The following is a 25,604-nucleotide window of genomic DNA, read 5'->3' as shown; positions in this document are numbered from 1 at the left end:
AACCTAACTGGTGGTGATATTGTTCAAACCAATATGAAAAAAGCTGATAAACTGGTTCGATTGATCCACAATCCAAGTGCAGGAGAGGGAAAATATTCTAAACCCGAAATCGTAAAAATCATGAAGTCTCATGGCTATGAATGTTCCTATGTATCATCAGAAAAGAAATCCTTGAAGGATATTGCACCTGAAACCCAGTTTATTGCCATTGCTGGTGGCGATGGAACAATCCGTAAAACGATCATGAATTTATTGAGCAAAAAGCTGAAGTTTAAAAGACCAATCGCTTTATTGCCTTTTGGCACTGCCAATAACATCGCTACTTCATTGGGAATTAATGAAGATGTAAGCAAAAATGTTTCAACCTGGGATAATTATAAGCTTCGCAATTTTGATGTCGGCCAGATAATCGGACTGGATAAAGCCGCTTACTTTATTGAAGCGGTAGGTTTTGGATTATTCCCAAAATTGATCGAAACCCTTGAAAAGAAAGATACCAGCAATATAGAAACTGCTGAAGATGAATTTGAGCTTGCTCTGTCGGAATTGCTGAAGATCACACAAACATATTCAGCCATTTCCTGCACCGTTGAAATTGATAATCAGATTATCGAAGAAGATTGCCTGATGGTAGAGGTAATGAACATTTCCAGACTTGGTCCGAATTTAAAACTCAGCGAAAAGGCTGATCCGGGAGATGGCTTCTTTGATGTTATAATCATTCCCGTAGAAAAGAGAATTGTAATGGAAAAATACATCCAGGATATAGCTCAGGGTAAAAAAGTTACCTTTCCCATTAAACCCATTCATGCAAAAACACTGAATGTCACCTGGAAAGGATCAGATATTCATATTGATGATGAAATCAGAAATGAGGAGAAGGGAATCAGCTTGGAAATATCATTATTGCATAGCCTTTTAGAGGTAATTGTAAATAAAGATGATTTAAACTAATCTTTATTTCATATACAAATATAAACAAATTTGTTTACATTTGTATATGAAATCTACTTTAAAAAAATATAGAGGTATTCATCCTGGAGTAGTTTTGGAGAGAGAACTAAAAAAAAGAAAATTGAAAAAGAGATCTTTTGCACTTTCTTTACAAGAATATCCTCAAATTATTAATGACATTACTAAAGCTAAAAGGGGATTAACAACTGCTTTATCCATCAAAATAGATAAAGTTTTAGGTCTTGAAGAAGGTACAATGCTAATTCTTCAAGCTTATTATGACATTAAAAAAGAAAAAGAAAAAAAATCGTTGTTAGATCGACCTGATTTCAATATCATAAGAAAAATTCTTTTCTGGGACACAGACATCAATAAAATTGATTGGAATGAACAATACGAAGCTGTTATTAAGCGGGTGTTTGAAAGAGGAAACATTGATGAAAAAATGGAATTATTGAGATTTTACGGAAAGGACAAAATTCTGGAAATTACCGGCAGCGCTGAAATCGAAAACAATCAACCAATTATATTGCCTCATTTAAGTTCAAACTAATGTATTGGAATACGGTAAACCAACTTTTGAAAGATAGTTTGATCAAGTTGATGAAAGCTCCAGAATTGATAGATTTCAGATTGGTTGGAGGTACTGCTCTTAGTCTATATCTTGGACATAGATTATCCATTGACATAGACTTATTTACCAACGCGTCTTATGGCTCAATTGATTTTAACGAGATTGAGCATTATCTTAAAAAAAACTACGATTACGTACAAGGGGATTTTGGTGGAAATCCTGGAATGGGAAAGTCTTATTTAGTGGGATCTGATAATAATCATGTTTTTAAGTTGGATATTTACTATTCGATGGATCTGTTTTTTCAAAACCCTGTTCATAATGAAGAAATAAGAATGGCCACAATTGAAGAAATTATTGCAATGAAAGTGGATGTGATTCAAAGAGGTGGGAGAAAGAAAGATTTTTGGGATCTACACGAATTACTGAATAATTATTCAGTTGAACAGATGATCAGCCTTCATGAACAAAGATTTGAATGGACACACGATCGAGATGCCATAATAAAAAATTTCAATGATTTCAATAAAGCAGACCTCGATTTTGATCCTGTTTGCCTCAAAGGTAAAGAATGGATTTTCATAAAAGAAGATTTTGACGAGGCTTTAAAAAATGTTCAATAACATTATTTTGATTATGATCAGATTAAACAATGATACACCAAACGATGTGCTTCAAGACGTTAAAATTGGCGATATGGTTACAGATACTTTCAGCAAAACAGGTTTGGTGGAAACCATCGAGATCAATGATGATGGCTTGTATAGAATTTATGAGTTTCATCTGGTTACAGGGCGAACAATCACAATAAAAAAGTAAATAGCAATGCCATTTCTTTATTAAACCATGTCACTACTCATTCTCCTTTTAGGTATTTTATTGCTTTTCATTTTGATCCTGAAAAAGATCAATCCTATGATCGCTTTGTTGACAGTGGCCATTCTTACCGGGTTATTTTTAGGCATGCCTGCCACCAAAGTAATGAGCTCTGTTGGAAATGGAATTGGCAGTACCTTAGGGAGCATGGTTATGGTTCTTGCTTTGGGCGCCATGATGGGAAAACTGATTGAAGATAGTGGTTCTGCCAGAAAAATTGTTTTTATTCTTATTAAAGCCTTTGGCAAAAACAATATTCAATGGGCAGTATTGTTGACCGGGTTGCTGGTTGGTATTCCGCTTTTTTACAATGCAGGTTTTGTGGTTTTAATTCCGCTGATCTTTGCCATTGCTGCAGCCACCGGACTTTCTAAATTGTATATCGGGATTCCGATGGCCGCAGCGCTATCGGTTACACATGGGTTTTTGCCGCCTCATCCCGGCCCGGTGGCTTTAGCTGGAATTTTCCATGCAGATATTGGCAAAACTCTTATTTATGGACTGATTTTAAGCCTGCCAATAGCCACAATAGCAGGCGTATATTTCCCCAGGATGATTATTAAACGCAATCAACCCCATATTCAAGAACTTATTATTGAGGAAGGAAATGATCTTCCTTCTGCGGGCAGAAGTTTTATTACGGCCATGCTGCCTGTATTTTTGATTATCGCCGGAACGGTTGGAAGCAGTATTAACATTGATTATCTCGGTAAATCGATATTCATTTTTCTCGCCGATCCAACAGCAGCCTTGCTACTCTCGGTTATCATTACCTTGCTGGTTCAAAAAACCTCCATCGAAAAAGCAATGGAATCCTGTACGGAAGGCGTAAAAAGTATTGCCATGATTGTTCTGATCATTGCTGCCGGAGGCGCTTTTAAGCAGATTTTAATTGATAGCGGAATGGGCGAAACCGTAAAGCAATTAACCGGCGGTTTGAATCTTTCTCCTTTGCTTTTAGCCTGGTTAATTACCGCCGCACTCCGCGTAACATTGGGTTCGGCAACCGTTGCTGCGCTTACCGCATCAGGCATGGTTTTGCCTTTAATCGGTCCTGGCGCACCACCTGAGCTAATGGTTTTATCAGTTGGTGCCGGGAGCTTAATGTTTTCTCATGTTAACGATACCGGTTTCTGGATGTTCAAAGAATATTTCAATCTCAGTTTAAAAGAAACCTTCAAAACCTGGACAATGATGGAAAGCATTGTTTCTATCCTTGGCCTGGTTGGTGTGCTGGTATTGAACCAACTCATCAGCTAATCTTAGCGCATAAAAACAACTAGCAATACAGAGAACCATTACCTCAAACAAAAGTGATCAATGTCAATCTTGAGATGCTGATTTTAGTTCTTTACTCTGTTTTTTTCCGCATCTGCACCAGAAGAATCATGTTTGGACGGAGTAGAAAAAGCCTTCCCGAAACGATAGCTATAACTGATAATCACTGTTCTCGAATCGTTGCGATTTCGCCAATTGGCCTCTGTATTTGCCAGATTGTTGATTACACCATTAAAAATCCGGTCACGAAAAATATCATTTGCCGAGAGTTTAAGTGTGCTTTTTGCCGATAACTTTTTCTGAACTGCTGCTCCAAATTCATGTACAGAGCCGAGTAGAAACTGCACATTGGAAAACTTGCTTTGATAGCGCATATTCACTTCTGCATTCCAGGTATCACTAATCTTAATTTGCAGATTAGGATTAAATCGCAAATAACTCCCATTGGTTACCAAATAGCCAGTGTAAAAATCTGTCTTTGATAAGGTTCTGGCAAACTCGGCATAAGCGTTCAGTTTTAGCCACTTCGTTAAATCTATTTCTGCATTTACTGAAACATTGGCAACAGTGGTTTTGCCCACATTTGCGGGCCTGCTGTAATATGTTCCATTTAAAATTTCGATGGTTTCATTCACATCATCTTTAACCCAGCTGTAACCAAATGTGGTTGTAATTTTGTTTTTAAAAGTATGCGATAGTTCTATACTTTGTGTAAAAGATGGTTTTAAAAATGGATTGCCCACATAGTAGGTAAATTTATCCAAAGGAGAAAAAAACGGATTTAAGTCCTGATAATATGGGCGGTCAATCCTTCTTCCATAATTTAAACCGAGTTGATGGTTTCCTGCGGTGTCCAGTTTATAAGTAAAATATACTGTTGGGAACAAACTATTATAAGTTCGTTTAAAACTAGAGTCAGGTTTTATCAGATTTCCCAATTGATGTCCGTTTGAAACCGTATTTTCAAATCGCAAACCAGCCTGTATTGAAAATCGCTTTCCTTCACGGGAAACATTGAGGTAAGCAGCATTAATATTTTCCTGATAAAGGAAATGATTGCTTTTTTCATAATCTATGCTGGTTTTATCATTCGCAATGATACGATAATCGGCCGTGTTATCAGTAGTGGTATAGGCCGTTTTGGCGCCAGCATCAATTTTCCAGTTGTTTTTTAAAGGATGCGAATAATCAAGCTTTGCAGTATAGATATCGATATTTGATGGAAGATTTCCTGTAAGAATATCCTGCGATTTCAATACCTGATCGGCAAAATAACTGTAATTGTAGTAAGCCTGATCAGTTTGATTTCTGTAGGCCAGATAGTCGGCATCAAAAGTGATTTCCCTGCCGGTTTGATTAAACTTGTGGCGATAGTTTAGATTTACTCCACCATTTTGATATTTGATGTTATCAATATTTTCTGCTCTGATAACCGAATCAAGTTGCATTGAAGCATTTGATAAGTTACTGGTATTGTTATTTACCTGAGATGAAATTCTGTTCATACCGGTAAGCACAACCCCGAATGTTGTTTTTTCAGAAACATAGTAATCCATTCCTGTTTTTAAGTTAAAGGTATTGCCATGCCTGCGGAAATAAGAATTTTGATTAAAGTAATATTTGGCAGTACCATCATCATTCTTGTATTTCCGGTTCAAATCCAAATCGGTAAAACTGTTGTTGAGATTATAACTGAACAACCCAAAAACATTGATCTTATCTTTTCGATAATTGAAGTTGAAACTATTATTTGACCGGCTAAGTTCTCCCTGATTTAAGCTTAAATTAACACCTCCGTTAAAGCCTGCAATTTTTGTTTTTTTCGTTTTAATGTTGATTATGCCTGCGTTTCCTGCTGCATCATATTTGGCCGGAGGGTTGGTCATCAGTTCAATCTGATCTAAAGAGGAAGATGGTAGTGAACGCAGATAATTTTCCAGATCTGCTCCTGAAAGGTAGGTGGGTTTATCATCAATAAAAATACTTACTCCATTTTTGCCCTTTAATGAGATTGCACCATTTTGATCAACATTTACGCCTGGCGATTTACTCAACACATCCAAAGCAGTGGTTCCGGCATTGGAGATCAAAGCATCAACATTCACAATGGTCCTGTCAATCTTCCTTTCCACAAATGCTTTTTGAGCGGTAATATTAACCTCCTTTAAATGAGTAGAGGTTGATTTCAATTTGATGTCTGCAAGATTGATTTCGGGATGTGTTGCATCCAAAGTAAGCGTATCCGTTTGATACACCGGATACCCTACTACCGAAATCTTGATCACATATTTTCCAAAAGCTAAGTTATCAAAACTGAACAATCCATCCTGTTCTGTAAAGGCGGTTTTCATCAATATTGAATCTTTTACAATGGCCACAGTGGCATATTCTATATTCTTATTTTCACTATCCAGCACCCTCCCCCAAATTTTGGCTGTTGACTGGGGCGTTTGAGCAAAAGTAAAGGCAATATTTATCCAGATGGCTAAAAAAGCCATGATTTTCAGTTTCATGATGTGATTTTTAAAAGGGCGGGCTAGTTGGATTTAGTCGTTTGATTTTCGATAAGAAAGTTATACATTAATGAATGATCTTCATTTGTTAAATATTTCTCTTTGTATTTTTTCTGGATAGCCTGACTTTGTTTTACTCCGTTTACAATCAGGTCGTTTTTATTGAGCTTATATGATAATTCCTTTGTATTGGCTATAATGCCGTCTTTCAGCAATTCATTATTGATATCATTAAAATCATCATGTCCTTTGCCATTGGTTACACTTTTTGTAGTAACAACACGCTCTACTCCTGTTTTGATTACACTTGTCGTTTTTCCAACCCGTGCCGGAGGTGTAGGTGGAGTTGAAGGTATGGCTGATTTTGCTGGATTGGCATAAGGAGTTGGTGGTGTAGGTGGAACTGCTGCCGCTCTGGCTCTTGCGGGTCTAGGTGGTCTTGGCGCTCTTGGTGTTCTATTTCCTTTGCTATTTTCTGCTGCCCACTTTTTATCTTCTTCAGCCCATTTTGCATCTTCCTCTGCCCATTTCGCATCCTCTTTAGCCCACTTTTCTTGCTCTTTCGCATATTTTGCCTCATCAGCAGCATATTTTTTTTCAGCTTCTTTATATTTTTTTTCGTTTTCAGCATACTTTTTTGCTTCTTCTGTATACCTCAAATCTTCTTTTGCCTTTTGTTTTTCTGCCTGGTCCTGGCCTTTCTCTTTAGCTGTTATAACTTTGTTTTTCTCTGCAGCTTTCTTTTCAGCAAGTTTAATTTTTTGTTCAATTTCACTTTCCAGTTGAGCTGCAGATTTATGAGCAACTTCTTTTTCTTTCTTTATTACTTTTTTTGCCGTATCCTGCATCGCTACAATTGATGATGCTATAGCTTTTTTGTTAATAGTTGCTGCATTGCCTACGCTTTTAAATGCTGCTGTACATATCACAGTGGATACCAATGCGATTGTTAATATTGTTTTTTCCATTTTGTTTAAAGTTGAATTGGTGTTAAATAACATCCTGCTCGCTCTATGCAGCAGGCTACCTTTTTTGCCTGTAATGCCCATTGCGTAAGCAGGTGCACTCTGCTTAAACTCCTGACAAAAAATTAAGGCTTTAACATAGTTTTTACGATCGTTAACACAAGCAATGGCCAAATCATCACAACAGTGTTCACGCTCTGTTTTTATAAGTTGCGATACCCAAAGTACCGCCGGATTGAAGAAGAATACAATTTCAATAAAGCTTTGCAACAGATTTACCAGATAATCTCTACGCTTGATATGGGCAAGTTCATGAGATAAAATTGCCTCTACTTCAGCAGTTGATAAGCCATTCAATAATCCTAACGGAATTAATATTAAAGGCTTAAGGTGGCCAACAACCATAGGTACTTTAGCTATTCCTGATTGCATCATTTTAACCTGTTGATTAACTCCAAGTTTTGCTGAAAGTGTTTCTAAATGCTCATCCCACTTTTTGCCAGCGGCATAAGTTTGATTGTTTCTTAAATGATAAATGCCATTTAATCCGACCAATAACTGAATACTTTTGCCGCAAATAATCAAAAACCAGATGAACACAATTTGGTAAGCATGTGAATTCCAAATGCTCAAAAGCTTATTTAAAACCGAGTACGTATTAAATCGAACATCTGATATGATTGACTGCTGGGCTTGAATTTTTGAAAGATCTGTCCCGATTTCGCTCGCAGGCTTTATTTGAGCAATTGCCGGTTGCGTTTCAAGAGCAAAATAAAATGTAAAAGCAATTGCAACAACAAACAATAACAAGCAAATTGTTAACAGGTTATACCTAACTTTTGCACTGGTTTTACGGGTAGCAAACATTACAATGGCACATAAAACAGCCAGTGCAACACCAAGCCATAAAGAATGAAAAAGAGTGGTTCCTAAGGCATTTAGCCAGTTTTCGGGTAAAAAATGAATGAATTTAAATTCCATTATCGTGGTTCTTTAGATTTTTTAGATCTCAATTATTTCATCCGTATAAGATTTGTTTTCAATGGTAATGAAGCTATCATGATTTTATTCATTTCATTGTGAGTTTTGAAAAATCATGATGGTTTCATGCTATCCAATAGCCTCTTAATCTCTTCGATTTCTTCTTTTGAAGTTTTTTCATTGCCTAAAAGTTGCATCATTAATTGTGATGCCGAACCTTTATAAAGCGTATTCACAAAACGATCCAACAACTGAACTTTTGTTTTCTCTTCAGCTTCAACCGGAATATAAATGTGTTTCATTTGGCTTTCATCACGTTTTAAAATTCCTTTTTCGGTTAAAATCTGCATTTGCTTTAGGGTTGATGTATAGTTCACTTCCCTGTTCTCATTCAATTTATCGTTTACAAATCTTACCGTAGATGGGCCAAATTCCCAAAGCACCTGCAAAATTTCGAGTTCAGCTTTGGTTGGTTCTGGCAAATTATGATCAGTTTGATTATTCTTCATACCCAAAGGTACGATGTTTTTCGTACGATGCAAATATTACCGTATGTTTTTTTTTATTTTCTTCTGAATACATCTAATGCTTTAAGATTCCTATCCAGTGGGGAATGACAAAACCTCAGAAGGACAAAACCCGAATATACCTGTCATTCTGAACGCAGTGAAGAATCTCCAAGCGATGGAACACAAACTTTAATACAGCACTGCACCTCTTAAAAAACAAGCCAGTAATAAACCAGGTACAATGTCTATAGCTCAGGGATTTACTTCGTAGCTGCTTCGCGGTCTTCACTGCGTTCAGAAGAATAATTATTTTTTGTTTTCTCCACAACGTTTCTCCAGAATCCGAACGATAGTCATACATCAAACCGTCTTTCTATTAATACATGCTTTTTGTTATATTCTTACTTAATTTTAAGTAAGAAAAAATGGCTGTTTTATTTTCATAAAACTTTGTTTATCAAATGTTTATGTGTAGTTTTAAATAAACTAAATAATCATCCAATTTAAACTAAAAGCCATGAGTACACCTAAAAATGAGTTTGACAAAAACACCTCAATGGGATTTGCAAGTGACGAAGCCAGCTTCGATAAAAACACTTCCATGGGACGAAATGAGGAACAATCATTAAATGCTCAAGATGATGTTCAATCTGATGATGCAGAACCACAGGATAGCTAATAAAAAGCTTTAAAGATTTTTTTCTTATGTTATTTTCACTTCTGCAAACATCAAGCTCAGCCTGATGTTTGCAGAAGCTTTTAAACTATGCAAAACCATCAGCTTAAAGGGATTATCAGCATTTACTTATGTATCGCTTTCATTGCGACTTCTTTTGCACAAGAACAGACGATTCCTCAATTAAAATCTCAGCTTAATCTCCATTCAAACGATACCTTAGGCGTAGAAATATTCAGGCAGCTTAGCTTGCAAATCCAATCTACAAGGCCAGACAGCGCATTGATGTTTGCTCAACACGGACTTGATTTAGCCAGAAAGCTTCAGTTTAAGAAAGGCGAGGCTGATTGCATGAACCGGCTTGGCGTTGTTTTATGGAAAAATGGCAAATACGATCGGGCACTTTCGGTATTATTGGGTTCGTTAAAAATCAGAGAAGAAATTAAAGATCGCTTAGGTATTTTAAAAAGCAACAGCGATATCGGGATTATTTATTCAGATCAAAAAGATAATGAAAAAGTACTTTCCTATCATTTTAAAGCAAAAGCTGTTGCAGAAGAATTGAAGGAAAAGCGACGTCTTGGGATAATCTTATCCAACATCGGCAACTGCTATATCAAACTTGACAAGGTAGACTCTGCCTTGAATTATGAAATGCAGGCTTATGCCATACAGCAGAGCATGAAAGATATGAGCACCCTACCCAATACTTTATCTATTTTAGGAGATATTCACTACAAAATGGGGCATGATGCGCTGGCACTAGACTATTACAAGGTTAGCGTAAATTTAGCTGCAAAAAACAATGACCATAGCGGCCTTTCCGATACTTACAATAGTATTGCTAAATTGTATAAGCAAAAACAGGTTATTGATTCGAGCATATACTATGCAGTTAAAGCCTTAAATTCGGCTAACTCTGCCATGTATCCTGAAGGGATTTATAGTGCCAGTAATTTATTAACTGAAATTTATCAGGGAAAAAACGACCGTTTGGAATTACGCTATTTAAAGAAGGCCACAGCAGCCAAAGATAGTATGTTCAATGCAGAGAAAGTGAAACAAATACAAACACTGAGTTTTAACGAGGCTATTCGTCAGGAAGAAATTGCGGCAGAAAAGCACCGTGAAGAAGAGAACAGAATCATCAATCTTCAAATGATCAGCATTGCGATATTCATTCCCATCTTCTTTCTAATTGTCCTGGCACTTAATAAAAGTCGTACCCATCGAAAAGTGATCGAATTTATGAGCGTGCTCTCTCTGCTGTTTGTTTTCGAATTCATTGCCTTGTTCATCCATCCCTTTGTGCAACGTGTCAGCAATCATTTACCATTACTTGAGTTGGCCATATTGGTTGCTTTTGCATCAGTCCTGGTTCCACTGCACCATAAAATGACAAACTGGATGCGGGAGAAACTAGCTCATCCGCATTCAGCACCAGTAAAAGCCAAAGCAAAAATTAGCCGCCGCACCAAGGCAATCCCTGCAAAAACATAATTACTTCAATGCCTTAATTATTGCAATTAAATCTTCTTCTCCATATTCGCTTTCAGCATTTTCAAAAGTTTGCAGGGCAGTTTTAGCCAGCGGCGATGAAATCCCTTCATCCTTTGCTAATTTTAAATCTTTTACAATGTGTTTTAAAGCAAATGCGGCTTTATAATTCTGGTTAAGAATGGCATCGCCCTTTATTTTGGTATACACATTTCCAATTGCGGCATTATTGATCAGGTTGAGCAAATCTTCCGTTTTAATCCCGTTTTGGTTTGCAAAAAGAACCGTTTCCGCTAAACCTTGCGTATATAATGCCAATAGAGAATTAATCGCCAGTTTTGCAGTATTACCAGCACCGGTATCTCCAACATGAATGGTTAGTTTGCCCAGATGATCCAAAATCGGTTGGACTTTTTCATAAACCAGGCGCTTGCCTCCAACCATAATTACCAGCTGGCCAGTTTCAGCTTGTTTCACGCTTCCGGATACGGGTGCATCAAGATAATCATTTCCATTCAGCCTACACTTTTGGCTCATTTCTTTTGAAATGGACGGCGAAACAGTACTCATATTGATGATGATTTTACCTGATGTTTGCGCAGCTAACAAGCCATCATCTCCCGCAAAAATTTGTTTTATAGCCTCATCATCTGATACCATGATGATGATCACATCGTTTTTGTCAATGAGTGCTTTCGGTGTTTCTGCGGTTAAAGCTCCCATTTTCGTTAGTTCAGCCTCTTTAGCTTTGCTTCTGTTGTAAACAGTAACCTGATAACCCGCATTTATTAATTGTTCTGCCATTGGGATACCCATATTGCCCAGGCCGATCCATCCTATATTCATGATTGTTTTTTTAAATGATTAACAAATTTGCCAAAGAAAAGCCTTAAAATTCAATAAATTTCATTTTGAAAAAATTTTCTGACCGTAGTAAGAGGGCAACTAACCGGTTGTTTAAAACATTAAAACAATCTGAAAGTACCAAAGCTTAAATTTGCGCTGTAAAAAACACCTTGATCATGCTTCTTAAAGATTTATATTCTCCCGCTTTTTATGACAGATTGACCAGTGCCTTATTGGTTACTGTTCCTGATTTCAATCCCTCTAAATTCATTAAAAAGATTTATGATGCTGATTTTGAATCGAAGGAGCTTAAAGAACGAATGAAACATACTTCTTTTGTATTGAATCACTTTTTGCCTAATGATTACCCTCAAGCGGTATCCATGATTAAAAAAACGATCGGGCAATTGAGAATTGAGGGAATTGGAGAAGATGGTTTGGCCTATATGTTTTTGCCGGATTACCTGGAAACTTACGGAATTGATCATTTTGATGAATCTGTTGAGGCGCTTGAATTTGTTACGCAATTTGTAAGTTGTGAATTTGCGGTACGTCCTTTTATTTTAAAATACGGAGCCAGGATGATCAATGAAATGCAGAAATGGTCACTACATGAAAGTCATAAAGTAAGAAGGTTGGCAAGCGAAGGTAGTCGTCCACGTTTGCCGTGGGCAATGGCCATTCCTTTTTTGAAAAAAGATCCTTCTTTGATTTTGCCCATATTAAACAATCTGAAACATGATCCATCTGAATATGTGCGACGGAGTGTGGCCAATAGCCTGAATGATATTGCAAAAGATCATCCACATGTGGTAGTAGATATTGCTAAAAGCTGGTCGGGCATTAGCCGCGATACTGATGCAATTATTAAACATGGTAGCAGAACCTTGTTAAAACAAGGCCATGGAGATATTTTAAAACATTATGGACTGGATGACACAGGAATTTTATTAAGTGATTTTAAAATCTTAACACCGACAGTAAAAATTGGCGATAGCCTGGAATTTTCATTTACAATTAAGAACCAAAATGAAATCAGCAAAACAATAAGATTGGAATATGCTATTTATTACAAAAAGCAAAACGGACAAAACACAAAAAAAGTCTTTAAAATTTCAGAACGGGTTTATGCCGCCGGTGCAACCGTAAACGTTTTGCGGAAACAAAAATTTGTGTTAATTACTACACGCAGATTTCATTCGGGTAACCATCAAATTTCAATGATCGTTAACGGAGTGGAGAAAGAGATTTTTAACTTTGAACTCATCATTTAACCAATTATCGAAATCAACTCATCGAGTAAGGGAATCTGCCTGTCTTTGATTGCCTTTACTGCATCCTCATAGTTAAACCAATTTCCTTTATCTATTTCTACAAAACTTTGCTTTTTGCCGGATTTTGGGGGCCATTCCATTTCGAAGGTGTTACTTATTAGCTTTTCAGGATCTAAATCGCCTTCAACAGCCCAACATAAAACTTTCTTTCCTCCTTTTTGAACAATGGGATGCAATGCTATAAAATTCCCATCAATCCGGGTTCCCACCTCTTCTTCAAACTCTCTGATCGCTGCATGAAGTGGTTCTTCCTGCTCATCGAATTCTCCTTTAGGCACAGACCAAACGCCAACATCCTTTTTAATAAAAAAAGGTCCTCCAGGATGAACCAGAAAAAATTCCAATCTAGCCTCTCTCCTTCTAAAAAGCAATAAGCCTGCACTCTGTCTCATGACTGCAAGTTAACTGTTTCCTCGCAAAAAACTTTCTTTTTAAGATGATTGATCTCTTTGAAGCTTATTACCAGATCAATATTTTCTAACAGTATCTTCCGGATTAACCCTTGGTTGTGCAGCCACTGAATCTGCTGATGACTTTTTCGTGGTGTCTTCCATATCTTTCTGATAATTTCCTTTAGCTTTATCACTTGGATTCTGACAGGCAGTAATAATGGAGACAATGAAGGCTGCAATAATAAATAATGTATGTACCGTTTTCATAACTTTAATAGTTGGTTACTTATACAATCATGAACTTAAGCTGATTGTTTGAGCTTGTTTTAAATTATACCCCGAAAGCCTATCCGTGTCAAATCGATTGAAACGCAGTGATGTGAAGAAATCTGATTAACAATCATTTTATTAAATGAGTTCCCTACACCACTGCGTTTCGCTCGAAAAGACTTTCTTTCTTTTATGAGAACCTGGAAACCTATCAAGGCTTTAATACAACCTTCACACAATCCTCTTGTTTCTCATCAAAAATCTTGTAGCCATGCGCTGCATCTTCTAATGGTAAAGTGTGGCTGATAATATCATCCAGCACCACTTTTCCATCATTAACCAAACCGATCAGAGTATCGATATAATTAAGTACCGGAGCTTGTCCCTGCTTGATGGTAATGCCCTTATCGAAGATGCGAAAAAGCGGGAAGTTATCATAAGGCGATCCGTACACACCAACAATTGATACCGTTCCCATTCTTCTCACTGCTTCAAAGCACATATCCAGTACTTTCATTGATCCTTTCTCGAAATTTAGGGTAGCCTTTACTTTGTCCATTAAGGTTCGTTCAGGTTCAAAGCCACAGGCCTCTACACAAACATCAGCCCCTCTTCCACCGGTCATTTCGCGGATGGCTTCCACTACATCAACCTCATGCGGATTAAGCGTATCTACATTATTAACTGCTCTGGCTTTTTCCAACCTGTAATTTAGTGGGTCTATTGCAATAACCCTGCTCGCTCCGTTAATCCATGCTGCCTTTTGCGCCATGAGCCCTACCGGACCTGAACCAAAAATGGCAACGACCTCTCCACCTTTAAGTTGCGCCCAATCAATGGCCGACCATCCCGTAGGAAAAATATCAGTAAGAAAAAGTGCTTGTTCGTCACTTAAGTGCTCGGGTACAATTCTTGGGCTAATATCAGCGTAGGGCACACGTACATATTGTGCCTGACCACCTGAATACCCTCCATAAAGATCAGTATAGCCAAACAATGCACCTCCCTTTTGACTCATCAAATCTCCATTTGGACCGTAATTTTTGTAATTGGAGTTTTCGCAGGCAGGTGAAGCTTCATGGGTACAGAAAAAACATTCGCCACAGGCAATGGGAAAGGGCACCACCACGCGATCACCTCTCTTAAGATTGGTAATGGCCGAGCCGACTTCTTCTACAATGCCCATAAATTCATGTCCCATTATCAAAGGATCTTTTTGCGGAACTGCCCCACTCAGGATATGCAGATCGGAGCCGCATATCGCTGTTGAAGTAACTTTTAGAATAACATCTCGTGGATCCAGGATTTCCGGATCCGGCACATTGTCTACCCGGATGTCGCCAGGTTTGTGGAATACTGCTGCTTTCATAGAAAATAATTTAAGTATAGTAATGTTCCATATTAGTTAGCTCGGAACAGTTAATACTTCAACAGGAAAAAATTAACAATAGTTTAGCTAAATTTCAGATCGCCCAAACAACAGTGTTTTCTTTCACAAAATAATGTGCAACAAAACCAATTGATCATTTTATGGGTTTTAGGAGCATGACTTCATTTAATGTACACATCGATCATAATGGCGACAACCTTACTTTGACCATTATCCCAAAAGAAGATTATTTTAAGATTGTTTATTTTGGTGGCATCCTTGGTGCCTTACGAAAACAAGGTACAGACTGGATATTAATGGAGGAAAGTGAGATCGATCCTGGCGAGCTTGCTCCTTTTGATTATAAGCTAACTCCCGATGGAGTTCACATTTCCCTGGATAGTCACGAAATCAATCAAATTTCCGAACAGATTGAACATTACCTGGAAAGTAACCCGGATTAATTTAGTAAGATAAGATTTTAAACCTCCATACATGAACGGTCGTCATTCTGAACTTGTTTCAGAACCTCAATAGCATGGACACCAAACAAGAAAGATGCTGAATCAAGTTCAGCAGGACGAGACGGTTAAGCATGATGCTTTAAACATCCATACATGAACGGTCGTCATTCTGAACTTGTTTCAGAACCTCAATGGCATGAGCACCTAACAGGAAAGATGCTGAATCAAGTTCAGCAAGACGAGATGGTTAAGCATGTGCTTTAAACCTCCATACACGAACTGCCGTCATGCTGAACTGTTTCAGAACCTTATTGGCATGAGCACTAAACAGGAAAGATGCTGAAATGAATCCAGCATGACGTGGTGGTTAGGCATGAGCTTAAAAAACCATACCTGAACGATCGTCATCCTGAACTTGTTTCAGAACCTTATTGGCATGAGCACCAAACAGGAAAGATGCTCAATCAAGTTCAGCAAGATGAGACGACTAAAAGGCCAGCTGTATAAGCTGATTTGAAAAATTCAGGAAACCTTTGTTCAAAATAAAGGTTTTTAAGAAAAGACTCAAGATCAGATATGAAAGATAACGCAGATAAAATTTCACAAAGGGATGGAACCCACTCCAGCCTCTGGCAATCAACAGGCGTAAAAATTTCTCATTCCAATAATGCTGCAAATGATGCATTATATGATACACTTATCATTGGTGGCGGAATCACAGGAATTACCACGGCGCTTTTGCTGCAAAAACAAGGGCAAAATTGTATTATAGCAGAAGCCCACACTTTGGGTTTCGGAACTACAGGCGGAACCACAGCTCACTTAAATACTTTTTTGGATGCAACTTACCCCGAAATAGACAGCGATTTTGGAAAAGAGGCTTCAGCACAAATGGCGAAGGCATCAAAAGACATGATCTCTTTTATCCAAAAAAACATTGAGGAGTTAAGTATTGATGCTGACTTCAAATATCTTGATGCCTACCTTTTCTCCCAAAATGAAAAGGAAACCAAAGAACTTCGGTCAATTTTGAATGCTGCGCAGGAAGCAGGTGTAGCCGTAACTGAGGCTGCTGAAAACGGAACGTCGATTTCATTTGATTATTCTCTTCGATTTAGTAATCAGGCACAATTTCATCCATTAAAATACATTCGGGGTTTGGCCCGGGCCTTTGAGAATATTGGCGGGAGAATCTTAGAAAACACTTTTATACACAACATTGAATTTAAAAACGAAATCCATCATGCGAAATATGGAGAAAAAATAATCAGAGCGAAAAATGTTGTTTATGCAACGCATGTTCCACCAGGTGTAAATATTCTATCTCTCCGAAATGCGCCTTACAGAAGCTACGTTCTGGCTGTAACGTTAAAAGACGATCATTATCCTGATTGTTTGATCTATGATATGCAGGAACCCTATCATTATCTGCGTACTCACGAAATTAACGGCAAGAAATATCTGATCATTGGAGGCGCCGATCATAAAACCGGTCACGATGATCCTATACAAGCATTTGACACCCTTGAGCAGTATGCGAAAACACACTTTCAAATAAATGCAGTTGACTATCGATGGTCTTCACAATATTATGTTCCCGTGGATGGATTGCCGTATGTAGGACAACTCCCGGGAGGGGCTGAACGAACTTTCGTTGCAACAGGTTTTAATGGAAATGGAATGATATTAGGCAGTTTGTCTGCAACAATTATTAGTGACTTAATCTTTGGAAAAGAAAACCAATATGCCAAACTCTTAAGTCCTTCCAGATTAAAACCCCTTGCCGGATTCAATGAATTTATCAAGGAAAATGCCGATGTAGCATATCACTTCCTCGCCGATCGAATAGGAACAGCGCACATTAAAGATATTACTGATTTAAATTCAGGCGAGGGAAAAGTTGTGGAATATAATGGCGAAAAACTTGCGGTTTACAAGGACGATAAAGGAAAAGTTACGGCTCTTAGTCCGGTTTGTACTCATGCAGGATGTATCGTAAACTGGAATCCTGAAGAGAAAAGCTGGGACTGTCCGTGCCATGGTGGAAGATTTTCAACAAGCGGAACAGTCATTACCGGACCACCCCGAAAGAACCTCGAGGAAATCCCAATCAAGCATCTATAACCCTAAACAGGCAATGCCTATCATGTCAAACTAAAATCAATTACTATGAAAAACCAAAAACATTATGCGCTAATTACCGGCGCAACCAGTGGCATCGGATACGAACTGGCCAAGCTTTTCGCCAATGACAAATTTAATCTCATTATTGTAGCAAGAGATGAGGCCAAGCTGGCAAGTGTTGCCAACACTTTAAAAGCGGCAGACATTGAAGTTATCACAATAGCTAAAGATCTTTTCGATCCCAATGCGGCATTTGAACTCTTTGAAGAAGTTCAAAGAAGAGGGCTACAGGTCGATGTATTGGTTAATGACGCTGGCCAGGGCGTATATGGAAAATTCATTGAAACCGATCTCAATAGAGAACTTGATATCATTCAGCTGAACATTGCCTCGCTGGTTGCGTTAACAAAATTATTTGTCAGGGAAATGGTAGGCCGGAAAAGTGGAAAAATACTCAACCTGGCTTCTGTTGCCGGAAAAGCGCCAGGGCCCTACCAAGCGGTATATCATGGAACCAAGGCTTTCGTTCATTCTTTTAATGAAGCGGTAAGGACAGAAATAAAAGATACCGGCGTCAGTCTGACATCTCTTTTACCAGGCGCTACTGATACTGACTTCTTCCGTAAAGCAGATATGCTGGATTCAAAGGTGGTACAGGATGGTGAGCTGGCCGATCCGGCAGATGTGGCTAAAGATGGCTACGAAGCTTTGATGAAAGGAAAAGATATGGTGGTATCCGGATTCAAAAACAAGGTTCAGGTTGCCATTGGAAACCTGACACCAGATCACATACAAGCAGCACAAATGGAAAAGATACAAGAACCTGCAGATAAGGCAAAGGAATAACATTTGTTCTTTTGATAAAAAAAGATGATAACCGTCCTTGTGAAGAGGAACGATGAAGTAACCCGTTTTGCTACCGTAATTGCATTGGAAAGATTGTTTCACTCCAACACATGCATCCTTTCTTCCGTTCGCAATGACCGGCTTTTTAAACTTTCGAAGTTCTCCCAAACCATTTCCCTTTGAAACTTCGCAAGTTGAGCTTCAGGCTGACTTACGAAGTTTTGCCGGGTTGCAGGCCGGGGAAACTTCGTAAGTCTGGTCGTGGTAATCATCATCGTAAGTAGGAACAACCAAACAATCAAGCGTTCAAACTTAAACCTGACATTTGAAACCATTAGCATTTGACTGCCATATAGAGATACAGGTCATATAGCTGAGGTGCTCTTAAATGTCTCAGGTGGTCCAACTCCTTAATCGCCATACGAGGAGAAACGACGAAGTAATCTGTTTTGCTACGTAATTGCATTGGAAAGATTGCTTCACTCCAACACACGCATCCTTTCTTCCGTTCGCGATGACGAGCGTTTATCTTATTGCATAATCACTGCTTAACAATCTTAAACTCAGTTCTTCTGTTGAGCTGATGATCTGCCTCTGAGCATTTCACACCGTTTGAACACTTGTTCAACAACTCACGTTCTCCATAACCTTTAGCTGTGATTCTGTTTTTATTAATGCCTCTGTCAATAATATATTGTACAGCTGAATTAGCCCTGCTTTGTGAGAGCCACTGGTTATATTGATCATTACCACGGCTATCCGTATGCGAGCCTAACTCAATCCATATAGTCGGGTTGTCTTTCATGATCTTGACTAATTTATCCAGTTCGATTGCAGCATCAGCCCTGATGTTCGACTTATCGAAATCATAATAAATATTTTCCAGTCTGATCGCTTTGTTGAGTTCAATCTGCTCGAGATAAAGATCTTTCTTAAGTTCTGTTGAAGTAGTGAGGTTTTTTGTACTGAGATTTGTAAGATCTGAACGAAAATCGGTTTTTTCTCCCGTTAAAGTATAATCAGATTCTTTTTCCAGATTAAACCCAAATTTGCCCTCATCATCTGTTTGAACCCTCAAAAAACCACCCTCATTTTTCTTTAGCGATATAATCACGTTGCTTAATGGCAGATTTGTTTTCTTGTCATAAGCAATACCGTTTAATCTAAATGCAAGTATTTGTTGTTGAACAAAGCTATATATATCATCATCACCAAATCCATCAACTCTATTAGAAGATAAATAACCCATATTTTTCGCGCTAAAATTAAGGGCGAAATCATCTTGTGGTGAATTTATCGGGTAACCTAAGTTTTCAGGCACACTGATTTTTCCATGAATAAATGTTGATTTGAAGATATCCAATCCACCCATTCCTACCCGTCCATCACTGCTAAAGTAAAAGTCATTATTAACATCAAATGCCGGACTTCTTTCATTCCCGGGGGTGTTGATTTCCTTTAAATTTATTGCTATTCCCCATTCTCCGGCATCTGTTTTCTGAACCACATAGAGATCAGAACCTCCCATTCCGCCTGGCATATTAGAGGCAAAATAAAGGCTGTTTCCATCTGCTGTTAAATAAGGATCTCCAACAGAGTATTCATTAACATTGTTATATTTAAAAGCCGTGGGTTTATTCCATTTTCCATCTGTACCTTTTTTACTACTGTATATCTCCACATTAATTGTAGCCAGTTTACCTTTCACACTTTTAACCTTTTCATATTCCAAATGCTTTTGAATTCTGGTAAGGGTAAAGTAAACTTCATTTCCATCAGCTGAGAAACTTGCAGGGCCTACATGATAATCTGTGCCAGCTTCAATAGGGAATAATTTCACACTATCAGTAGCTGAACCAATATATAATTTAAGATAGCTGTTCCCTGTCCATCCATATACTTTCTTACTTGGTGCCTTTGCACCATCAAACTTTAAAAAGGGCCGTGACCCATTCTGTTTATCTTCATCAATTGCACCTCTATCAGAAGCAAACACGATTTCATTATTGTACCTTACCGCTCCCCAATCTGATTTTGGGCTATTTAAGGTTTTTTCATTGTTAATGATAAAAGGCCTGGGATTACGCATCCATTTTTGAGCAGAATCACATGATAAAAGCCAAATGCTTTTTTGACTCGCGGTAACTGAATTATTTAGCTCAGCATATTTTTGGTATTGTGTTTTAGCCTCTGCGTATTTGGAATTGCTCTGAAGTGCTTGTGCATAATGTAATGTATTTTCAACTTTACTATTGGGCATGGCACATGCTATAGCATACCAGCTTTCTGCTTGTTTATAATTATTTTGATTTTTATAACATTCAGCTAATCTTTCGGCGGCATGTAAAGTTGCCTTTTTTTTATAGGCTTGTTCATATAAATCAATGGCCTTATTATAATTGTAAAGATCAAATTGTTTATCGGCCTCAGTTAAAACGTATTGTGCCATTACATTTGGTTGCCAACCAACCAACATGCCTAAACACAATGTTATCTTATATATTTTCTTCATTCTTATTCTTCTTAGATCCGTTATATTTTCCATTTTTTAAAAATATCTAGGCGTAAACATTCTGGTATTTCTTCTATTAAAGAAATAGCCGATTGAGATCTCATGTGTTCCACTGCTATAACCCTGCAACGGCCCAATTGAAAAATCGTATGCATAACCAATGCGAAAGTTTTCTGTTGGAAAAAGTTGCAGAGCTGCAACCGCAGAATTCAATTTGCTAAGACTCTTTTGAAGATAACTTTTATTATAAAGCTTTACACCTGTACGATAGGAACCTCCTATCCAAACCTTCTCTGAAATGATCATAAAGGCATTCAGATCGAGGCTGGTAGGCCCACCCCTATCATCTTTCAATAAAAATGATGGCTTGATCAAAATGTCCTGCGATAGAGGAATCAGTGTCCCGGCTGTGAGGTAATAGTGTGTTTTTGGTTGAGCGATAAATGCGTATCGATCGATATTAATATATTGTGAAACCAGGTTATCAGCACTAAAGCCTGCATAAAAGCGATCGTTCGAAAAATAAATTCCTGCTCTTGCATCAGGTACAATGGTGCTCTGCATGCCAACTGGCTGATAAATTTCAAAATCATTGGGATTTAACAAAGCTCCATCAATACCTAGCTGAACGGCGCCCACTCCTAATCCGAAAGCCAATCTGGATGTACCATCAGCATTCATTGGAATACGATAGGAATAATTTCCATAAACAGATTCATTGCGTTGCGCGCCTAAGCGATCACTGGATATTTGAAGAGCCAAACCAACATTGCCATCGTTCGCTATTGCATCTACTGCTGCCGACATGGTTTTAGGCGAACCTTCAATGCCCGTCCACTGTGTACGGTAGAAAGCACTAACATTCAGTTGTTCACGATAACCCGCATAAGCAGGGTTAATATAAATACCATTAAACATGTACTGACTAAACTGCGCATCCTGCTGACTGAAAGTAAATTTCGAAAAGGAAGTCAGAAACGTAAGTATAATTAATATTTTTTTCATCCGTATAAATTTGTTTTTAATTGTGATGAAGCGATCATGATTTATTTTCCACTTTACTATTATTCGTTTGAGTTATTTTTTTTATCAACTCTCATGAGCCCTAACGAGGTTTTTAAAATCATTGACGGTTTCATCGTAATATGATTTGCAGAAGAGTAACACAATCAGATGAATTACCCATACTGTTTACAATACCTTATCAGTTATCTTTTAAATGCCCTTATTAATGTGATATAACCTTTAAACACTTGCCATGGCGCACTAGCATTTTCCTTAACCCTCAATAAATAATAATAAGTGCCTTCGTTTAGCCCTTTACCTGTCCAGTTATTTTGATAGTTTACAGCTTTATAAACTTCGTTGCCCCAACGATTCACAATTACTAAATCGTTCTCTGCAAAAAGATTAAGACCTCTGATTTCAAATACATCATTGCTTCCATCACCATTAGGGGTAAATAAATTGGGTATGAACAGATCTGTTCCGTTAATTGAATGCTTGGTAAACCATGCTCCATTTGCAGCTAAATCGGCAACTATAGCCACATTGGTTCTGGTGTGTACGCCAAGAGATGGATTTGTACTTGTTGCGATATCCCATTTGTCATTTCCAAGATATTGTGCAATTAATGCTGTTGCATCTTTAAACCTGGCGCCATTGGTATTTTGATTGTGCTGTAAGGTAATAGTGGTTTGTACCGGTACAGTTGCATAAATATGCCACGTACGGTCAATTCCCTGTAGTTTTGTAATGCCAGTAGTGTTAGCTGCATTATAATCCTGCACGCTAACATACATTCTAGATGCAGACGCCGGCGATAATGTTGCAGGAGTATAATCACCTGCGGCGATGCCTACCGGAAACACAAATGGTGTACTATTGGCAAAATCTTTAACCATATGGCCAGCAATGCTGTTTCCTGTAACCACCATTCGTAAAGGACTGTAATTACTGATTTTACCTGCCGCATTGAAGGTTAAGTTATATCCATTTAAAATGATGTTGGCGCCATTTGTTGCTAAATCCAAAGTTCCACCTATGTTTAATGTTGCAGCTTGTACACCACCTGGATTGGTCGTTGCAAAACCAGGATCGGTTACATCGGCCAGAGTTATATTATTACGATTGCGGTGTTCGATAATTAAATTAATGAATGCACCATTATTTCCATCTATTCGGGTTGGACCCGCCGGCATATCGATGTAAAAAGGATTATCACCTGGATTATAAATAATAATTTTACCGCTTCCACTAAAGATTGCACCGGGTGCAATCCAAATATTTTTACTATAAATCTCCAATGTTCCATCAATGGTCCAATTAGCATCAGGGCCAAAATAACTTCCCTCCGAAAAACGCATTTCCGTAGTTCCTGTGGCGATGGTTACTGTCGAATTGTCAACCGTCATACTTCCCGCTCCCGTTTGGGCATATAGCCTTAGCGCAGGAAATAACAGCAGCACCAACAGTATCAGATTTAGTATATGTTTTTTCATTTAATCGTTCTTTTTATCCTCAGTTCCCGTAAAAATTATCTCAAAAGCACAAAAGCAAGCGTGAGAAAAATGCAGTTATCAATTGCATTAACCTTATCCAAAATGATTTGCGCAAACCTCAAGGATCATTAAGGTTATTATATCAAATTTGATCAGCCATTTTGTTGGCTATACTTCAAATAAAAGAGGGCGAGGTTTTCAGAAAACCTCAATTAAGCGATTTACAATCATCCCTAAAAGTATTCGCCCCTCTTTTGTTTTTAAATGCTGTTCAAATGTTTTATATCAATCATATTTTTTGGATTAAATATTTTCATTTACCTCCGACAATATTTACAATATTCCTATTGCTCTACAATGGTTAAAACATTATAACCTCCAGAGACATCAAACAGTCTCATGTCTGTACCAAAAGAAACACTAACCCATGAAAACGGTCTTAATTTATCACCCTGGTTTAAATAAACACTTACCGTGCAAGCCGAACCTACCTTTACTACATTTGTTGGACCGCTCCCTGTATCTGATGGATATCCATTGTTTGTTTTTACCCTTTGTGTAATGGTACCACCAGGATTTCTTACTTCCCAAATAGCTTCTGTTTGATTATTGCCACCTGTATTCACATTATTATCGGCCAATGCAAACGTAAAAGTGGCGAAATACACACCTGCTCTTGGTGCAATGAACTCGCCTGTTGCAGGATCGAAATTATTAGTTGGCGTACCGGAATCCGAATCCAGTTTTTCTGTCCAATGGGTTAAATAGGCCGATGAACGCGGAGGCATTCCTGTTGTATATGCACCTATTGCAACGGCTCCTGTTTCAAACACGTAAGTATTTTGTGTAGTCTTCTCGGCCATTACCACAATACGGGGCTTGCCAAAAGGAAAAAAACCAAGCCAGTTGGTACCATCAGAATATTCCATGTATCCCTTGACGCCAATAGCTGGATTTGGATTATAACGCAAAGCCCCTGCTCCTGCTTCTGAGGCTGTCTGGTCGGTCATTCCTACCGCAAAAGAGCCATTGGTGCCGCTACGTAAATCAATCGCCGTTATAGGATTTGCAACCAAAACCCCTAATTTGCCCGTATTATCTATTACCACATTCCCTCCGGTTGTTACGATACTGGAGTTGTTGGCGGGATTTAATGTGCCAATACCTGTTTGGGCCACGGCGTGCGTGAATGAAAAAACCGCGATTATAAAAGCGCCAGCTAACCATTGTATTTTTTTTGCTCTTGTGCTCATCACTACCCGTTTTTTATAATTCATAAATACTGATGCTATTATCTGTACCGTTGTTGGCTGTACTTGTGTTCCTGTTTCCACCCAGATTATGCCACACCCTAAAACGTATGGTATTGCCTTGTACCAGATTAAAAATGGCATTACAATTGCCTGCAACGCTGTTAGATAGACTTCTGCTTTGGTATGCCGGATAAGAGTTTACATTTTTAAACGTTCCAATATTATTAGTACCGGTATTATTACTTTCAATAATGGTTTCGATACGGGTGTTGTTAGGGATAACTGCTGAGGCTAACGTAACGTTGAATGATACGATATAAAAACCATCTCGTGGTGCGGTAAAAATACCGGTAGCATTATCAAAATTGTTTTGTGCATCGGTTATTTCAGACCAAGAAGTTATGTATTGATCAGTGCTCGTTTGAGCAACGGCCTGCACTGCACTTTTATTAGCCAAAACAAGCGCTTTTGCTGGTGCATTTAATGGCAAAGAGATCCAGCTTGTACCATCAGAATAATATAATAATCCATCAGCAGCATTATATCGTATAGCACCACCACCTGCCTGAGCAGGGGTTTGTGTATTCGTACCCACTCCTATAATTCCTTTTTGGTCGGCAGAACGTAAATCTACCCTGGTGGTTGGGTTTATTACGCCTACACCAAGCTGTCCGGTTGTGGTAACCATTACATCGTTAACCGCCTGGGCTGCTGTTGGCAAGCCAGTGGCCGCATTATCTTTAGCTCCGTCAATACGTAATGCAGTTTGTGGGTTTTTAGTGCCTACACCTGTTTGGGCGTAACCCTTGTAAAAAGGATACAAAATAAAAAGGCAAATGAGAATATAAATATTTTTTTTATACATGGCGG

23 protein-coding genes are annotated in these 25,604 nt (G+C 38.2%); 11 read left to right on the top strand and 12 right to left on the bottom strand.

Features of this window, described 5'->3' with window-relative positions:
* The first annotated feature begins 33 nt into the window (after positions 1–33).
* Genes DU508_RS11125 through DU508_RS11105 form a run of 5 tightly spaced genes read left to right on the top strand, consistent with a single transcriptional unit; the run spans position 34 to position 3,664 of the window.
* Positions 34–954, top strand: a complete 921-nt coding sequence (locus tag DU508_RS11125; protein WP_115402893.1) for a diacylglycerol/lipid kinase family protein — start codon at positions 34–36, stop codon at positions 952–954.
* Between the two features lie 46 nt (positions 955–1,000).
* A complete protein-coding gene (locus tag DU508_RS11120) occupies positions 1,001–1,507 on the top strand; it encodes a DUF6922 domain-containing protein (protein ID WP_115402892.1) in 507 nt (168 codons plus the stop codon).
* Positions 1,507–2,151, top strand: a complete 645-nt coding sequence (locus DU508_RS11115; protein WP_115402891.1) for a nucleotidyl transferase AbiEii/AbiGii toxin family protein — start codon at positions 1,507–1,509, stop codon at positions 2,149–2,151. The genes DU508_RS11120 and DU508_RS11115 overlap by 1 nt, the downstream gene beginning before the upstream one ends.
* A complete protein-coding gene (locus DU508_RS11110; protein ID WP_233509495.1) occupies positions 2,141–2,347 on the top strand; it encodes a hypothetical protein in 207 nt (68 codons plus the stop codon). The genes DU508_RS11115 and DU508_RS11110 overlap by 11 nt, the downstream gene beginning before the upstream one ends.
* Positions 2,348–2,374: 27 nt before the next feature.
* Positions 2,375–3,664, top strand: a complete 1,290-nt coding sequence (locus DU508_RS11105; RefSeq protein WP_115402890.1) for a gluconate:H+ symporter — start codon at positions 2,375–2,377, stop codon at positions 3,662–3,664.
* A gap of 83 nt (positions 3,665–3,747) precedes the next feature.
* Here the strand turns inward: DU508_RS11105 and DU508_RS11100 are convergent, their stop codons facing one another.
* The 3 genes from DU508_RS11100 to DU508_RS11090 form a co-directional block, all read right to left on the bottom strand.
* The gene (locus tag DU508_RS11100; protein WP_115402889.1) at positions 3,748–6,195 is read right to left on the bottom strand and encodes a TonB-dependent receptor; all 2,448 of its coding nucleotides are present in this window, start codon (positions 6,193–6,195) and stop codon (positions 3,748–3,750) included.
* Positions 6,196–6,218: 23 nt separating this feature from the next.
* Positions 6,219–8,141, bottom strand: coding sequence for a M56 family metallopeptidase (locus tag DU508_RS11095; RefSeq protein ID WP_115402888.1), 1,923 nt, complete (start codon positions 8,139–8,141; stop codon positions 6,219–6,221).
* A 113-nt stretch (positions 8,142–8,254) separates the two neighbouring features.
* Entirely contained in the window at positions 8,255–8,650 is a 396-nt protein-coding gene (locus DU508_RS11090) for a BlaI/MecI/CopY family transcriptional regulator (RefSeq protein ID WP_115402887.1), read from the bottom strand.
* Positions 8,651–9,167: 517 nt separating this feature from the next.
* On the opposite strand from DU508_RS11090, the gene DU508_RS23815 reads away from it, so the two are divergent.
* Together DU508_RS23815 and DU508_RS11085 are read left to right on the top strand one after the other, a co-directional pair.
* On the top strand, positions 9,168–9,329 hold the full coding sequence (locus DU508_RS23815; protein WP_158542157.1) for a hypothetical protein: 162 nt from the start codon (positions 9,168–9,170) through the stop codon (positions 9,327–9,329).
* An 87-nt stretch (positions 9,330–9,416) separates the two neighbouring features.
* A complete protein-coding gene (locus DU508_RS11085; protein ID WP_115402886.1) occupies positions 9,417–10,826 on the top strand; it encodes a tetratricopeptide repeat protein in 1,410 nt (469 codons plus the stop codon).
* On the opposite strand, the gene DU508_RS11080 is transcribed toward DU508_RS11085, so the two are convergent.
* On the bottom strand, positions 10,827–11,669 hold the full coding sequence (locus DU508_RS11080) for an NAD(P)-dependent oxidoreductase (protein WP_115402885.1): 843 nt from the start codon (positions 11,667–11,669) through the stop codon (positions 10,827–10,829).
* 176 nt (positions 11,670–11,845) lie between these two features.
* On the opposite strand from DU508_RS11080, the gene DU508_RS11075 reads away from it, so the two are divergent.
* Positions 11,846–12,943, top strand: coding sequence for a DNA alkylation repair protein (locus DU508_RS11075; protein WP_199562694.1), 1,098 nt, complete (start codon positions 11,846–11,848; stop codon positions 12,941–12,943).
* On the opposite strand, the gene DU508_RS11070 is transcribed toward DU508_RS11075, so the two are convergent.
* The 3 genes from DU508_RS11070 to DU508_RS11060 form a co-directional block, all read right to left on the bottom strand.
* The gene (locus DU508_RS11070) at positions 12,940–13,395 is read right to left on the bottom strand and encodes an NUDIX domain-containing protein (protein WP_115402883.1); all 456 of its coding nucleotides are present in this window, start codon (positions 13,393–13,395) and stop codon (positions 12,940–12,942) included. The two genes, DU508_RS11075 and DU508_RS11070, sit on opposite strands and share 4 nt — an antisense overlap.
* 75 nt (positions 13,396–13,470) lie before the next feature.
* Positions 13,471–13,662: a hypothetical protein gene (locus DU508_RS11065; protein WP_115402882.1), complete on the bottom strand. Its 192-nt coding sequence runs from the start codon at positions 13,660–13,662 to the stop codon at positions 13,471–13,473.
* A gap of 214 nt (positions 13,663–13,876) precedes the next feature.
* Positions 13,877–15,034 (bottom strand): zinc-dependent alcohol dehydrogenase, encoded by a 1,158-nt coding sequence (locus DU508_RS11060; protein WP_115402881.1) that lies wholly within the window; start codon positions 15,032–15,034, stop codon positions 13,877–13,879.
* 161 nt (positions 15,035–15,195) lie between these two features.
* Here DU508_RS11060 and DU508_RS11055 point away from each other — a divergent pair, with 161 nt between their 5' ends.
* The 3 genes from DU508_RS11055 (at position 15,196) to DU508_RS11045 (ending at position 18,468) form a co-directional block, all read left to right on the top strand.
* Positions 15,196–15,498, top strand: coding sequence for a hypothetical protein (locus DU508_RS11055; RefSeq protein WP_147273615.1), 303 nt, complete (start codon positions 15,196–15,198; stop codon positions 15,496–15,498).
* A gap of 576 nt (positions 15,499–16,074) precedes the next feature.
* Entirely contained in the window at positions 16,075–17,622 is a 1,548-nt protein-coding gene (locus DU508_RS11050; protein ID WP_115402879.1) for an FAD-dependent oxidoreductase, read from the top strand.
* Positions 17,623–17,667: 45 nt separating this feature from the next.
* A complete protein-coding gene (locus DU508_RS11045) occupies positions 17,668–18,468 on the top strand; it encodes an SDR family NAD(P)-dependent oxidoreductase (RefSeq protein WP_115402878.1) in 801 nt (266 codons plus the stop codon).
* A 541-nt stretch (positions 18,469–19,009) separates the two neighbouring features.
* On the opposite strand, the gene DU508_RS11040 is transcribed toward DU508_RS11045, so the two are convergent.
* The 5 genes from DU508_RS11040 to DU508_RS11020 all read right to left on the bottom strand — a co-directional run bounded on the left by DU508_RS11040 (position 19,010) and on the right by DU508_RS11020 (position 25,599).
* A complete protein-coding gene (locus tag DU508_RS11040; protein WP_115403327.1) occupies positions 19,010–20,980 on the bottom strand; it encodes an OmpA family protein in 1,971 nt (656 codons plus the stop codon).
* Positions 20,981–21,016: 36 nt separating this feature from the next.
* The gene (locus tag DU508_RS11035; protein WP_115402877.1) at positions 21,017–21,985 is read right to left on the bottom strand and encodes a PorP/SprF family type IX secretion system membrane protein; all 969 of its coding nucleotides are present in this window, start codon (positions 21,983–21,985) and stop codon (positions 21,017–21,019) included.
* Positions 21,986–22,188: 203 nt separating this feature from the next.
* Positions 22,189–23,481 (bottom strand): gliding motility-associated C-terminal domain-containing protein, encoded by a 1,293-nt coding sequence (locus tag DU508_RS11030; protein WP_115402876.1) that lies wholly within the window; start codon positions 23,479–23,481, stop codon positions 22,189–22,191.
* Positions 23,482–23,825: 344 nt separating this feature from the next.
* The gene (locus DU508_RS11025) at positions 23,826–24,758 is read right to left on the bottom strand and encodes a hypothetical protein (protein WP_115402875.1); all 933 of its coding nucleotides are present in this window, start codon (positions 24,756–24,758) and stop codon (positions 23,826–23,828) included.
* Entirely contained in the window at positions 24,748–25,599 is an 852-nt protein-coding gene (locus tag DU508_RS11020; RefSeq protein WP_115402874.1) for a complement C1q domain-containing protein, read from the bottom strand. Before DU508_RS11020 ends, DU508_RS11025 begins: the two co-directional genes overlap by 11 nt.
* Between the last annotated feature and the right edge of the window lie 5 nt (positions 25,600–25,604).

This window comes from Pedobacter chinensis, assembly GCF_003339865.1.
GTDB lineage: Bacteria > Bacteroidota > Bacteroidia > Sphingobacteriales > Sphingobacteriaceae > Pedobacter > Pedobacter chinensis.
The sequence above is the reverse complement of the archived record's forward strand: the minus strand, read 5'-3'. Positions and strand labels throughout refer to the sequence as shown.